The sequence below is a fragment of the Streptomyces sp. SS7 genome (genome assembly GCF_037993025.1).
GTDB lineage: Bacteria > Actinomycetota > Actinomycetes > Streptomycetales > Streptomycetaceae > Streptomyces.
Genome location: NZ_CP141223.1, coordinates 5,225,363 through 5,238,832, shown reverse-complemented (window position 1 = coordinate 5,238,832; position 13,470 = coordinate 5,225,363). Strand labels below are relative to the sequence as shown.

The 13,470-nt window shown below is 70.4% G+C and carries 7 protein-coding genes and 4 tRNA genes; 6 read left to right on the top strand and 5 right to left on the bottom strand.

Features of this window, described 5'->3' with window-relative positions; translation table 11 throughout:
* Positions 1 to 186: 186 nt before the first annotated feature.
* From U5640_RS24250 to U5640_RS24230, 5 genes are all read right to left on the bottom strand, one after another.
* Positions 187 to 259: transfer RNA gene (locus U5640_RS24250), tRNA-Lys, on the bottom strand.
* 104 nt (positions 260 to 363) lie between these two features.
* The gene (locus U5640_RS24245) at positions 364 to 1,887 is read right to left on the bottom strand and encodes an amino acid permease (RefSeq protein ID WP_340377846.1); all 1,524 of its coding nucleotides are present in this window, start codon (positions 1,885 to 1,887) and stop codon (positions 364 to 366) included.
* A 139-nt stretch (positions 1,888 to 2,026) separates the two neighbouring features.
* Positions 2,027 to 4,393: a DEAD/DEAH box helicase gene (locus tag U5640_RS24240; RefSeq protein WP_340377845.1), complete on the bottom strand. Its 2,367-nt coding sequence runs from the start codon at positions 4,391 to 4,393 to the stop codon at positions 2,027 to 2,029.
* A gap of 266 nt (positions 4,394 to 4,659) precedes the next feature.
* Positions 4,660 to 5,199 carry a hypothetical protein gene (locus U5640_RS24235; RefSeq protein ID WP_340377844.1) on the bottom strand — a complete coding sequence of 180 codons (540 nt, stop codon included), beginning with the start codon at positions 5,197 to 5,199 and terminating at the stop codon, positions 4,660 to 4,662.
* Between the two features lie 101 nt (positions 5,200 to 5,300).
* Complete coding sequence (locus U5640_RS24230) at positions 5,301 to 5,651, bottom strand: metallopeptidase family protein (RefSeq protein WP_109004752.1); 351 nt, start codon at positions 5,649 to 5,651, stop codon at positions 5,301 to 5,303.
* Between the two features lie 147 nt (positions 5,652 to 5,798).
* Between U5640_RS24230 and U5640_RS24225 the strand changes: the two genes are divergently transcribed.
* From U5640_RS24225 to hrpA, 6 genes are all read left to right on the top strand, one after another.
* Positions 5,799 to 7,337, top strand: coding sequence for a metallophosphoesterase (locus U5640_RS24225; RefSeq protein ID WP_340377843.1), 1,539 nt, complete (start codon positions 5,799 to 5,801; stop codon positions 7,335 to 7,337).
* An 80-nt stretch (positions 7,338 to 7,417) separates the two neighbouring features.
* Positions 7,418 to 7,490: transfer RNA gene (locus U5640_RS24220), tRNA-Glu, on the top strand.
* 38 nt (positions 7,491 to 7,528) lie between these two features.
* Positions 7,529 to 7,603, top strand: a tRNA-Asp gene (locus U5640_RS24215).
* Between the two features lie 24 nt (positions 7,604 to 7,627).
* Positions 7,628 to 7,701 (top strand) — tRNA-Phe (locus U5640_RS24210).
* Positions 7,702 to 7,780: 79 nt separating this feature from the next.
* Entirely contained in the window at positions 7,781 to 9,403 is a 1,623-nt protein-coding gene (locus U5640_RS24205; protein ID WP_340377842.1) for a hypothetical protein, read from the top strand.
* A 93-nt stretch (positions 9,404 to 9,496) separates the two neighbouring features.
* Entirely contained in the window at positions 9,497 to 13,441 is a 3,945-nt protein-coding gene (gene hrpA / locus U5640_RS24200; protein WP_340377841.1) for an ATP-dependent RNA helicase HrpA, read from the top strand.
* Positions 13,442 to 13,470: the final 29 nt, after the last annotated feature.

Genomic DNA, 13,470 nt, shown 5'->3' with positions numbered 1-13,470 from the left:
GCCCCTCGGTAGGGACACGGTTGAGTCGACCAAGCCCTCCGAGGAGACCGGCCGACGCTAGCCTCGCCGCTCTGCTCGAACATCCGCTCACGCAGAACTCCGGAAACGCCACAGCGCCCGAGCCGACCAAAGCCGACATGGACGCTGCACAGCAGGTCAGAAGGGGTTTCCCTCCCCCTGCATCCGTAGGCCCTGTGGGACTCGAACCCACAACCAATGGATTAAAAGTCCACTGCTCTGCCAATTGAGCTAAGGGCCCAGGCGATGTTGCCTCCCCGAGCATAGCCGGACCCGGCCGTGTCTCCGATCGGGTATCGGGGACACGGCCGCGCCGCGGGGTGGGAACCGGCGGGGATCGGCCGGTCAGGGGGTCTTTGCGGCCCGGGCCGCCTCGCGCGCGGCGGTCCGTTCGTGGTCGGGGTTGAGGAACCAGGTGCGGGCCGAGGCCAGCCACCACCCGCCCGCGAAACCGAGGACGACCAGGACGGCGACCGGGGCGTAGTTGAAGGTCTCCCAGGTGACCGGGGAGACCTGCGGCAGCATGAACAGCACGGTGATCACCACGACCCACGCCACCGACACCACGCCGATCGCCTCCGACCAGCGGCCCAGATGCCAGGGCCCCCGCTCGAAGGCCGCACCCTTGCGGACCCTCAGCAGCGTCGGGATGACGTAGGCGATGTAGAGGCCGATCACCGCGATGGAGGTGACCGCCGCGTAGGCCGTGACGTTGATCAGGTACGGCAGGCCGAGGACGAGCGCACCGCCCGCCGCCAGCCAGACCGCCGCCACCGGGGTCCGGGTGCGCGGGCTGACCGTGTGCCAGACGTGCGACCAGGGCAGCGCGCCGTCCCGCGAAAAGGCGTAGATCATGCGGCTGTTGGCGGTCACCGAGGCCATTCCGCAGAAGAGCTGGGCGCCGATCACCACCAGGAGCAGCAGCTTGCCCGCCGTGGCGCCGAGCGCGTCGAGGAGGATCTGGGCGGGCGGTGCGCCGGTCGGGGAGTTGCGGGCGCCGTCGTAGGACTGGATGGCGAAGGTGAAGCCGAGCAGGAGGACGAAGCCGGCGATCCAGGAGGTCCAGATCGACTGGACGATGCCCTTGGGACCGGCCGTGGCGGCGTCGTGCGTCTCCTCGGTCATATGGGCCGAGGCGTCGTAGCCGGTGAAGGTGTACTGGGCCATCAGGAGGCCGAGCAGCACCACGTAGACACCGCTGCCCCAGCCCGTGTTGTTGACGAACTCGCCGAACACGAAGGACGCGGACCGGTGGTGGTCCGGTACGAAGGCCAGGGCGCCGACGATCACCGCGACGCCGAGCACGTGCCACCACACGCTGACGCTGTTCAGCAGCGCGACGATCCGCACGCCGAAGGTGTTCAGCAGACCGTGCAGGAGGAGGATCCCGGCGAACAGCAGGACCGTGCGCCCCGGTGTCACCTCGAAGCCGAACTGGAGGTTGAGGTACGCCCCGAGGAAGGACGCCGCGCCGAAGTCGATGCCCGCCGTCACGGCGACCTGGCCCAGCACGTTGAACCAGCCCGTGAACCACGCCCACGCGGCGGCCGTGCGCGGCGGGGCGAGGCGGTGGGCCCAGAAGTACAGGCCCGCGGAGGTGGGGTACGCCGAACAGATCTCGGCCATCGACAGACCCACGAAGAGGGTCATGAGGCCCACGGCCACCCAGCCCCAGGTGATCACCGCGGGGCCGCCGGTGTTCATCCCGAAGAGGTAGAGGGTCAGACAGCCGGAGAGGACGGAGATGATCGTGAAGGAGACCGCGTAGTTGGAGAACGCCGACATGCGGCGGGCGAGAACCTGCGTGTAACCGAGCTGGGCCAGCCGCTCCTCGTCCGAGAGGCCGCCGCCTGTGCCTTCATCTGTCATGCCCCCAGCAATGCCCGCACGGAGGGCGTGACACACGTCACAACTTGGCTGAAAAGTGCGGTCGCCAGCCGGGATGCCGGAAGGGCCCGTACGACGGGGAGTCGTACGGGCCCTTCGGTCAGCCGGCTACGGGGCTGCGTCAGCCGTTGCGCTTCCAGCGCGGCTTGTCGTCACGGCGGCCGAACGAGCCGCTGCCACGGTGGTCACCGCGGTGGTCGTCACGGCGGCCGAACGGGCGGTCGTGGCCGCCGGAGCGGAAGCCCGGGCGGTCGTCGCGGCGGTCGCGGTTGAACGGACGGTCGCTGCCACGGTGGCCGGCACGGTCGTCGCGGCGGAAACCGCCACGGTCGTCACGGCGCTCGAAGCCCCGGTCGTCGCGGCGCTCGAAGGAACGGCCACCGCGGTCGTCACGGTCCCGGTTGTCGCGGTTGTCGCGGTTGAAGCCGCCACCCCGGTTGTCGCGGTCGTCACGGCGGAAGCCCCCACGGTCGTCACGGCGCTCGAAGGAACGGCCACCCCGGTCGTCACGGTCCCGGTTGTCGCGGTTGTCGCGGTTGAAGCCGCCACCACGGTTGTCACGGTTGAAGCCGCCACCCCGGTTGTCGCGGTCGTCACGACGGAAGCCACCACGGTCGTCACGGCGCTCGAAGGAACGGCCGCCCCGGTCGTCACGGTCCCGGTTGTCGCGGTTGTCGCGGTTGAAGCCGCCACCACGGTTGTCACGGTTGAAGCCGCCACCCCGGTTGTCGCGGTCGTCACGGCGGAAGCCACCACGGTCGTCACGGCGCTCGAAGGAACGGCCACCGCGGTCGTCACGGCGCTCACGGCGCTCGTACGACGGCGTGGACGGCGTGCGCTCCTCGCGCGCGGCCCGGTCGATGTCACGCGCGACCGGCTGCTCGGGGACGGAGGCCGCCTCGACCGCCGCCTGCACCTCGGCCTCGGCCTGCTCCTGCGCCTCGGCCACCGCCGCCTCGGGGTCCTCGCCGCGCTCGCGGGCGACCCGGGCGACCAGGCGGTCCGCCTCCTCGCGCAGCTCGCTCGCGCGGCGCTGCGCCCGCTCCAGCTGCTTGGTGAGGTGGGCGACCTCGCGCTCGGCCTGCTGCGCGGCGTTGCCCGCGGACTCGGCCTGGACCTCGGTCATCGAACGGGCGCCGGTGATCTCGGCGACCTCCGGGTCGAAGGCGGCACCGCCCTGGATGATGTGGCGCGCGGCGTCGACGCCCGCGTCCTCCATCAGCCGGAAGATCTGCCGGCGCTGGTGCGGCAGGGAGAGGGACACGACCGTGCCCGTGCGCCCGGCGCGCGCCGTACGGCCGGCCCGGTGCAGGTAGTCCTTGTGGTCGCCGGCCGGGTCGACGTTGAGGACCAGGTCGATGCCGTCGACGTGGATGCCGCGGGCGGCGACGTCGGTCGCGACGAGGACGTTGACGTAGCCGTCCTTGAAGTCGGCGAGGGTGCGGGTCCGCGCGCCCTGCGTCATGCCGCCGTGCAGCGCGTCCGCCTTCACGCCCGCCTCGCGCAGCTGCTCGGCGACGCGGTCGGCGCCCAGCTGGGTGCGGACGAAGATGATGGTGCGGCCCTTGCGGGAGGCGATCGCGGCGGTGACCGGCGCCTTGTCCTTGGGCTTCACGATCAGGATGTGGTGGGACATGGTCGTGACGGCGCCCTGGGCGGCGTCGACCTCGTGCGAGACCGGCTTGTTCAGGTAGCGGTCGACGAGGGTCTTGATCTCGTTCTCCATGGTCGCGGAGAAGAGCATGCGCTGGCCGCCGGCCGGCACCTGGTCGAGCAGCTCCGTCACCTCGGGCAGGAAGCCCAGGTCGGACATCTGGTCGGCCTCGTCGAGGACGGCGATCTGCACGTCCTCGAGGGAGCAGGCGCCGCGGTTGATGATGTCGCGCAGCCGGCCCGGGGTGGCGACGAGGATGTCGACCCCGCGCTCCAGGGCGTAGATCTGGTTGCCCATCGACGTGCCGCCGCAGACGACCTTCATCTTCAGGCCGAGGACGTCGCCGTACGGCTGGAGCGCGTCGGCGACCTGCATCGCCAGCTCACGGGTGGGGGTGAGGATGACGGCGCGCGGCTTGTGCTTCTGGGTGTGACCGCCGGCCAGCGTGGCCAGGGTCGGCAGACCGAAGGAGAGGGTCTTGCCGGAGCCGGTGCGGCCGCGGCCGAGGATGTCCTTGCCGACCAGGGCGTCCGGGATGGTCGCGGCCTGGATCGGGAAGGGGACCGTCACACCGTTCTGCGCGAGCTTGCGCACGACGCCCTCGGGCAGGCCCAGGTCGGCGAAGGTGATCTCGGGGGTCTCGTCGGCCTGGTCGGCCGCGTCGGTCTCGTCGATCTCGTCGGTCACCTCGACGATGTCGAGGATCTCGTCGTCGAGGTCGGCGTCACCGAGGTTCTCGAGCGCCTCGAGGGCCTGGTTCTCGATGGCCTGGGAGGCCTCGGCGGCCTGGGTGTCCTCGGTCAGGACAGCGTGATCGGCACTGGAAATGGACATGCGTAAGCGAAACCTTCCGGAGTCTCGTCGGCACGCGCCCGTCAACTCCGTGTTCGCATTACGACCGCCTCAATGCGGTCCGCCACGGCAAGGGAGAGTACGCGCCACACGGCGCGCTCTGTGGTGGCGCCGGGCAAATGGGATCAAACGATCTACCACCATACGCACCCTGCCCCACCGAAGGCAAATCAAGACCCCCGAACACCGGGGAGACCCTCGTCACGCCACCCGGCGACCCAGGGTGCGGCCCAGGGCGCGGCCCGGGGCTACACCAGTGCCCCCGCCTCCGGCGCCGGCTCCCGCTGGAGCAGCTGGGCGCCCGTTCCGCCGCCGGTCTCCTCGTGCGCGGAGGACGAGGGTTCCGCGACCGTCGGGTCCGGTGCCGGGGACGGCGGCTCGGGGGAGGGCGCCGGCGGCTCCGGGGCGGGCGAGCCGGGCGCCGTCGGCTGCGCGTTCGTCGGCGCGGGCTCGCCGGGCTGCACCGTCCGCCCCGGCTTGACCGGGCCCGCCGACGCCGACGCGCTTCCACCGGCGGACGGCGAGGCGCTCGCGGAGGCGGAGGCGCTCGCCCCGTGCTTGCCCCGGTGCTTGCCGTGCCCGTGCTTGCCGTCCCCGCCGACGGCGCCCAGGTAGCCGCCACCCACCCCCGCCGGACCGCCGTCGGGCTCCGCGCCGCCGTGCCGCCCCGCCGAGTGCGACGGCTTGACCGGGCCCTCCGCGTCGTTCCCCACGCTCATGCAGCCGGCGGCGGCGGTCACGGCCAGGACGGTGGCGGCCAGACGAACGGGTACGTACATGGGGCGCACGGGGCCACCTCCGGTGCAGGCGCGAGATGAGTCACCTCACCAACTCCCGCCGCCCGCGGGAGGACACGCGCCCCGTTCACCAAGCGCGCCGGGCGCGGCCGTCAGCCGTAGCCGAGGGCGTGCAGCCGTGCGTCGTCGATGCCGAAGTGGTGGGCGATCTCGTGCACCACCGTCACCTCGGTCTCCGCGACGACCTCCTCCCGGCTCGCGCACATCCGCAGCGTCGGCCCCCGGTAGATCGTGATCCGGTCCGGCAGCACCCCCGCGTACCACTCCCCGCGGTCCGTCAGCGGAGTGCCCTCGTACAGCCCGAGCAGCTCGGGATCGTCCGCCGGCGGCTCGTCCTCGACGAACACCGCGACGTTGTCCATCAGCCGCGTCAACTCCGGCGGAATCCGGTCCAGCGCCTCGGCGACCAGTTCCTCGAACTCCTCGCGCGTCATCTCCAGCACAGGCCCATTGTCGGGTACACCACCCTCCTGGGAGGAGAACCGGTCGGCGCGGACCGCCGACCCGACGGCCGACCCGACCGCCGGACGGACGCCGGACGGACGCCGGCCTGCCGCATACCCGGACGCACACCCGGGCATACGGCACCAATGGCTCGCGTCCGTGTCCGCGTCCCCCGTACGCCCTCCGCCCCGTCCGCCCCCGCCCTGGCCCTCGCGCCCCGCCCGCACCCCTGGTCCCGCGTCCTCGGTCTCGTCGCGGTCGTCCTGCTGGGTGCCTGGCTGGGGCTGCTGGTCGTCGGGAACGTGCGCGTACCGGTCGGCCCCATGAACACGACGATGACCCTGCGCCCCTCCCTCACCGGCGGCACCAAGATCAACGTCTCCCCGCTGGGCGCTCTCTCCCTCGACAGCCACACCGCCCCGGTCCGCCTCGACGTGAACGTCGACCAGCTCGACCCCGCCCGCTCCCAGGCCCTCGTCGACCACCCCGAGCGGCTCTCCGGCCTCCAGGACGAGGTCGCCCACGACGTCCAGCACGGCACCCTCGACCTCGCCGTACGGTCCTGCGTCGCCGTCGTCTCCGGGGCCACCGCCCTCGGGCTCGTCGTCTACCGGCGCCCGCGCCGCGCCCTCGCCGCCGGCGGCCTCGCCCTGGCCCTGCTCGCCGCCTCCGGTGCCACCGCGTACGCCACCTGGAACCCCAAGTCGGTCCTCGAACCCCGCTTCTCCGGCCTGCTCTCCTCCGCGCCCTCGCTCGTCGGCAACGCGCGCAGCATCGTCACCGAGTTCGACGTCTACCAGCAGGAACTGGCCCGGCTGGTGACGAACGTGACCAAGCTCTACGACGTCACCTCGACGCTTCCCGCCTACCAGCCCGACCCCAGCACGGTCCGCGTCCTGCACGTCTCCGACATCCACCTCAACCCCGCGAGCTGGAAGATCATCGCCTCGCTGGTGGAGCAGTACAAGGTCAACGTGATCGTCGACTCCGGCGACACCATGGACCACGGCACGTCCGCCGAGAACGGCTTCCTCGACCCCGTCGCCGACCTCGGCGCGCCGTACGTCTGGGTGCGCGGCAACCACGACTCCCGCGTCACCCAGAGCTACCTGGGCCGCATCAAGAACGTGCACGTCCTCGACGACGGCCGCGCCGAGACCATCGCCGGGCTGCGCTTCGCGGGGATGGGCGATCCCCAGTTCACCCCCGACCGCTCCTCGGTGCCGGGCGCCGGGGCGTCCGAGGAGGCGGCCGGGGACCGCCTGGCGGAGGCACTGCGCAGCGAGACGGCGGCCGGCACCCCGGTCGACGTGGCCGTCGTCCACGAGCCCTCCGCCGCCCGCCGCACCGACGGCACGGTCCCGCTGGTCCTCTCCGGCCATCTCCACCACGAGCAGACGGAGGTCATGGAGAACGGCACCCGGCTGCGCGTGGAGGGCTCGACGGGCGGCAGCGGCCTGCGGGCCGTCGAGGGCGAGTACCCCGACCCCATCGAGGCGTCGATCCTGTACTTCGACCGCGGCACCAAGCGCCTCCAGGCCTGGGACGAGATCAGACTGGGCGGCCTGGGTCTGACGACGGCAGAGGTGAGCCGCCACCTCCCCAAGGAGAACCAGCCCGGAGCCTCCCCCACTCCGACCCCGCCCCCGGCCTCCTCCACGCCCCCTTCCAGCCCCTCCCCGTAAACCGTTTTGGCGATCCCTCCCGCCATCCCATATGCTTCTCACGTCCCCGACGCGCTGAGAAGCGCCCAGGCGGGCCGATAGCCCTCATCGTCTAGCGGCCTAGGACGCCGCCCTTTCAAGGCGGTAGCACGGGTTCGAATCCCGTTGGGGGCACGCAACACCGTGTGCGACACTGTCGTACACAACAGCTTGGTCCTGTGGAGCAGTTTGGAGTGCTCGCCACCCTGTCAAGGTGGAGGCCGCGGGTTCAAATCCCGTCAGGACCGCTGAGGTTTCACGTGAAACCTCGTGGCTGGGTAGCTCAGTTGGTACGAGCGATCGCCTGAAAAGCGATAGGTCGCCGGTTCGACCCCGGCCCCAGCCACTCAGATCGAAAACCCCCTCCGGCTCACCGGAGGGGGTTTTCGTCGCTCATGTAGCTCGCAGAGAACCTAGGGGGGTTCTTGAGACGCATCACACGGGGGCTGGTCACGGCCGGCGCCGTCCTGTTCTCCACACTCGCCCTGCCCGTCACGGCGCACGCCGTGGGACCGAACGTGCTCCAGGCGTACAGCGACCAGGCCGACTGGTCGGTCGTCGACGTACGGCTCAACTACGGCAGCGAGATCGACAAGGTCACCGTGGCTCTCCGCCCGGTCGGCAGCAGCGAGTCCGCACCGCCGGTCGCCACGGTCACGGACTTCAAGCAGACGTACTACGTCAGCCAGTGGGAGGGCGTCTGGTCCTCCCCGCCCGTCCACCTGGACACCCTCGGCGACTACACGATCGACGTCGAGGCCACGAACGCGGCGGGCGAGACCACCGTCCAGAAGGGCGCGGGCACCCTGCGCTACCGCAAGCAGCCCGTGTTCACGGACTTCACGGTCACGCCGACCGAGCCGGACATCGAGAACAAGACCGTCACCGCCACGGGCGCCATGGTGATGCGCGACCCGAGCACCCGGGAGACCTCGCCCTTCGCCGGCGCCACCGTGAACCTCGACCTCGGCCGCCTGGAGACCACGGCGGTCACGGACGACGACGGGCACTTCTCCGCCGCCAGGGAGATACAGGAAGGCGGCTGGGCCCGCGCCCAGTACGAGGGTGAGCCGGGCTGGGCGTACAGCCCCGTCCGCAGCATCACGCCCAAGGCCGCCCCCACCCGCTTCGTCCTCGACAAGACCGATTTCCACCTCACGGCCAACGACCCGCTCAAGGTCAGCGGGACCCTGGAGTACCAGAGCGGCGGCCAGTGGAAGCCGCTGGCCGGCATCCCGGTCGAGATGGACTACAAGGACAGCTCCACCTCGCACGCGATCGACGCGACCACGGACGAGAACGGCCGCTTCACCCTGTCCACGTACGCGTACGGCACCACCACCTACGAGGTGGGCTTCCCGCCCTACCCGTACAACGCGTGGATCGAGCGCACCGCGCACGTCGACGTGAAGGTGGCCGTCACCTCGACGACGCGCTTCCCCGAGTTCACGGCCCGGCTGGACGAGTACGCCGAGCTCGAGGTCACCGGCATCGTCGACGTGGTCGGGAACTACTTCAGCGGCCAGGTGGCCGTCGACATCCAGTACTCGCCCAACGGCAGCACCGGCTGGACCACCAAGAAGACCGTGAAGACCAGCTTCGGCTCACAGTTCATCGTCGACAGGATCCCCGGATACGCCGACGGGTACTGGCGGCTGCGCTACGCCGGGTCCACCACGAAGGACATCAAGGGCGGCACCAGCAAGCCCCTGCGCAAGAACCGCTCCCTCACCCGGGTCAAGGGCGCGAACGCCTCTCCCGAACCGGTCCGCAAGGGCCGCACGATCACCGTCACGGGCGTGCTGCAGGACGCGAAGCCCGGTACGACCGCGTGGAAGGCGTACGGCGGCAAGAAGGTGCAGATCCTCTTCCGGCCCAAGGGCGCGACCTCGTGGTACCTGATGTCCACGGTCACCACCAAGGCGAACGGTTCCTTCAGCAAGGGCTTCAAGGCCCAGAAGGACGGCACCTGGGTGCCCGTGTTCCTCTACCCGGACAGCAAGCACTTCGTCGGCAGCGGGACCGAGGACTACGTCGACGTGCGGTGACGCCCGCAGGACGGGGGCGGGAGCGGGGGGTACGGCAGGCGGGCCCAAAAAGGTTCGCCACGTATTTGGCCGGGATGAGATCCTGGACCGCGTATGTCTACGCACCCTGCCCCCGCCCTCGGCGCCCTCGCCCCCCGCCTGGCCGAGCTGTCCCTGCGCGACGCGCACCGGCTCGGGCGCAGGCTCGAAGGCGCGCGCAAGATCCGCAAGCCGGAGGCCCGCGCCGCCGTCCTCACCGAGATCGAGGCCGAGGTCGCCCGGGTCGAGGAGCGGATGGTCCTCAGGCGCGACCGCGTCCCGGCCGTCACGTATCCCGAGCAGCTCCCGGTCAGCCAGAAGAAGGACGACATCGCGGCCGCCATCCGTGATCACCAGGTCGTCATCGTCGCCGGTGAGACCGGGTCCGGTAAGACCACCCAGATCCCGAAGATCTGCCTGGAGCTCGGGCGGGGGGTGCGCGGGATGATCGGGCACACCCAGCCCAGGAGGATCGCGGCCCGTACCGTCGCCGAGCGCGTCGCCGAGGAGCTGCGGACGCCGCTCGGCGAGGCCGTCGGCTGGAAGGTCCGCTTCACCGACCAGGTGAACCCGGACGCCACCTTCGTGAAGCTGATGACGGACGGCATCCTGCTCGCCGAGATCCAGACGGACCGCGAGCTGCGGGCCTACGACACGATCATCATCGACGAGGCCCACGAGCGGTCCCTGAACATCGACTTCCTGCTGGGGTACCTGGCGCAGCTGCTGCCGCGCCGACCCGACCTGAAGGTCGTCATCACCTCGGCGACCATCGATCCCGAGCGCTTCTCCCGCCACTTCGGCGACGCCCCGATCATCGAGGTCAGCGGACGGACGTATCCGGTCGAGGTGCGCTACCGGCCGCTCCTGGAGGAGGACTCCGAGGACGCCGACCGGGACCAGATCACCGCGATCTGCGACGCCGTGGAGGAACTCCAGGCCGAGGGCCGGGGCGACATCCTCGTCTTCCTCTCCGGTGAGCGCGAGATCCGGGACACGGCGGACGCGCTGGAGAAGAAGCAGTACCGGTTCACCGAGGTGCTGCCGCTGTACGCCCGCCTCTCGCACGCCGAGCAGCACCGCGTCTTCCAGCCGCACACCGGCCGCAGGATCGTTCTGGCGACCAACGTCGCCGAGACCTCCCTCACCGTCCCCGGCATCAAGTACGTCATCGACCCCGGCTTCGCCCGGATCAGCCGCTACAGCCACCGCACCAAGGTGCAGCGCCTGCCGATCGAGCCGATCAGCCAGGCCAGCGCCAACCAGCGCAAGGGCCGCTGCGGCCGCACCAGCGACGGCGTCTGCATCCGCCTCTACAGCGAGGACGACTTCAACGCCCGTCCGGAGTTCACGGACGCCGAGATCCTCCGCACGAACCTCGCCTCCGTCATCCTGCAGATGACCGCGGCCGGCCTCGGTGACATCGAGAAGTTCCCGTTCATCGACCCGCCGGACCACCGCAACATCCGCGACGGCGTCCAGCTGCTCCAGGAGCTGAACGCGCTCGACCCGGCCCAGAAGGACCCGCGCAACCGGCTGACGCAGACCGGCCGCAAGCTGGCCCAGCTCCCCGTCGACCCGCGCCTGGCCCGGATGGTCCTGGAGGCCGAGAAGAACGGCTGCGTCCGCGAGGTCATGGTGATAGCCGCCGCGCTGTCCATCCAGGACCCGCGCGAACGCCCGGCCGACAAACAGACCCAGGCCGACCAGCAGCACGCCCGCTTCAAGGACGAGACCAGCGATTTCCTGGCGTACCTCAACCTGTGGCGGTACGTCCGTGAGCAGCAGCGCGAGCGCGGCTCGTCGTCCTTCCGCCGGATGTGCAAGCAGGAGTACCTGAACTTCCTGCGCATCCGTGAGTGGCAGGACATCTATACGCAGCTGCGAACGGTCGCCAAGCAGATGGGCCTCCCGCTCAACGAGCAGGACGCCTCGGGGGACAGCATCCATGTGTCCCTCCTCGCCGGTCTGCTCTCGCACGTCGGCATGAAGGACGTGAAGGACGGCGCGAAGAACGAGTACCTGGGCGCGCGCAGCGCCAAGTTCGCGATCTTCCCGGGCTCGGCGCTGTTCAAGAAGACGCCGCGGTTCGTGATGTCGGCCGAACTGGTCGAGACGTCCCGGCTCTGGGCTCGGGTCAACGCGAAGATCGAACCGGAGTGGGTCGAGCCGCTCGCCGGGCATCTCCTGAAGCGGACGTACAGCGAGCCGCACTGGGAGAAGGACATGGCGGCCGTGATGGCGTTCGAGAAGGTCACGCTGTACGGCGTACCGATCATCGCCCAGCGGAAGGTCAACTACGGCCGGATCGACCCGGAGGCGAGCCGCGAGCTTTTCCTCCGCAACGCGCTCGTCGAGGGCGACTGGCGGACGCACCACAAGTTCTTCGCCGACAACCGCAAACTCCTCAGCGAGGTCGAGGAGCTGGAGAACCGGGCCCGGCGCCGGGACATCGTCGTGGACGACGAGACGCTCTTCGACTTCTACGACCAGCGGGTGCCCGAGCATGTGGTGTGTGGGGCCCACTTCGACTCCTGGTGGAAACGCAAGCGGCACGAGCAGCCCGACTTCCTGGACTTCGAGCGGGAGATGCTCATCCGTGAGTCGGCGGAGGCGGTCACCAAGGCCGACTATCCCGACTCCTGGCGGCAGGGGCAGCTGAAGTTCCGGGTGACGTACCAGTTCGAACCCGGCGCGGACGCGGACGGCGTGACGGTCCACATCCCACTGCAGGTCCTCAACCAGGTCACGGACGACGGTTTCGACTGGCAGATTCCGGGCCTGCGGGCGGAGGTCGTCACCGAGCTGATCCGCTCCCTGCCCAAGCCGGTCCGCCGCAACTACGTGCCGGCGCCGAACTTCGCCCGGCGCTTCCTCGACCAGGCGGTCCCCCTCCAGGAGCCGCTCACGACCGCCATGGCCCGTGATCTCAAGCGGATGGTCGGCGTCCCCTTCGAGGCGGAGGACTTCGACTGGTCGAAGCTCCCCGACCATCTGAGGATCACCTTCCGGATCGTCGACGAGCGGCGGCGCAAGCTGGCCGAGGACAAGGACCTGGAGGCGCTGAAGCTGCGGCTGAAGCCGAAGGCGCGCCAGGCCATCTCCCAGGCGGCCGCCGCCACCGCCGAACGGCAGGGCGGTGAGTCGCTGGAGCGCGAGGGGCTGACGGACTGGTCCATCGGCTCCCTGACCCGGGTGTTCGAGACCCGCCGCGCGGGCCAGCCGGTGAAGGCCTACCCGGCCCTGGTCGACGACGGGGACACCGTCTCCGTACGCCTCTTCGACACGGAGGCGGAGCAGGCGGAGGCCATGTGGAAGGGCACCCGGCGGCTCATTCTGCGCAACATCCCGGTCAACCCTGCGAAGTTCGCTTCCGAAAAGCTCACGAACGCTCAGAAGCTCGCTCTGTCGGCCAATCCGCACGGTTCGATCCAGGCCCTTTTCGACGACTGCGCGATGGCGGCGGCGGACCGGCTGATCGCCGACTTCGGCGGACCGGCGTGGGACGAGGAGTCGTACCGGAAGCTGTACGACAAGGTGCGCGCGGAGATCGTCGACACGACCGTGCGGACCGTCGGGCAGGTGCAGCAGGTGCTGGCCGCCTGGCAGGCCTGTGAGCGGCGCCTGAAGAGCGTGCGCAGCCCCGCGCTGCTCGCGAACCTGACGGACGTGCGCAAGCAGTTGGACGCCCTGGTGAAGCCCGGCTTCGTGACCTGGGCGGGGCTGCGCAGGCTCCCCGACCTCATGCGCTACCTGGTGGCCGCCGACCGGCGGCTTCAGCAGATGCCGACGGGGGTCCAGCGGGACACCACGCGCATGGAGAAGGTCCACGAGATGCAGGACGAGTTCGCCTGGCTCCTGGAGCAGCTGCCCCAGGGCCGGCCCGTGCCGTCCTCGGTCCTGGAGATCCGCTGGATGATCGAGGAGCTCCGGGTCAGCTACTTCGCCCATGCGCTGGGCACGGCGTACCCGGTCTCGGACAAGCGGATCGTGAAGGCGATCGACGCGGCCGCTCCGTGACGGGACCCTCACGGAGGGTGAGTTCGACC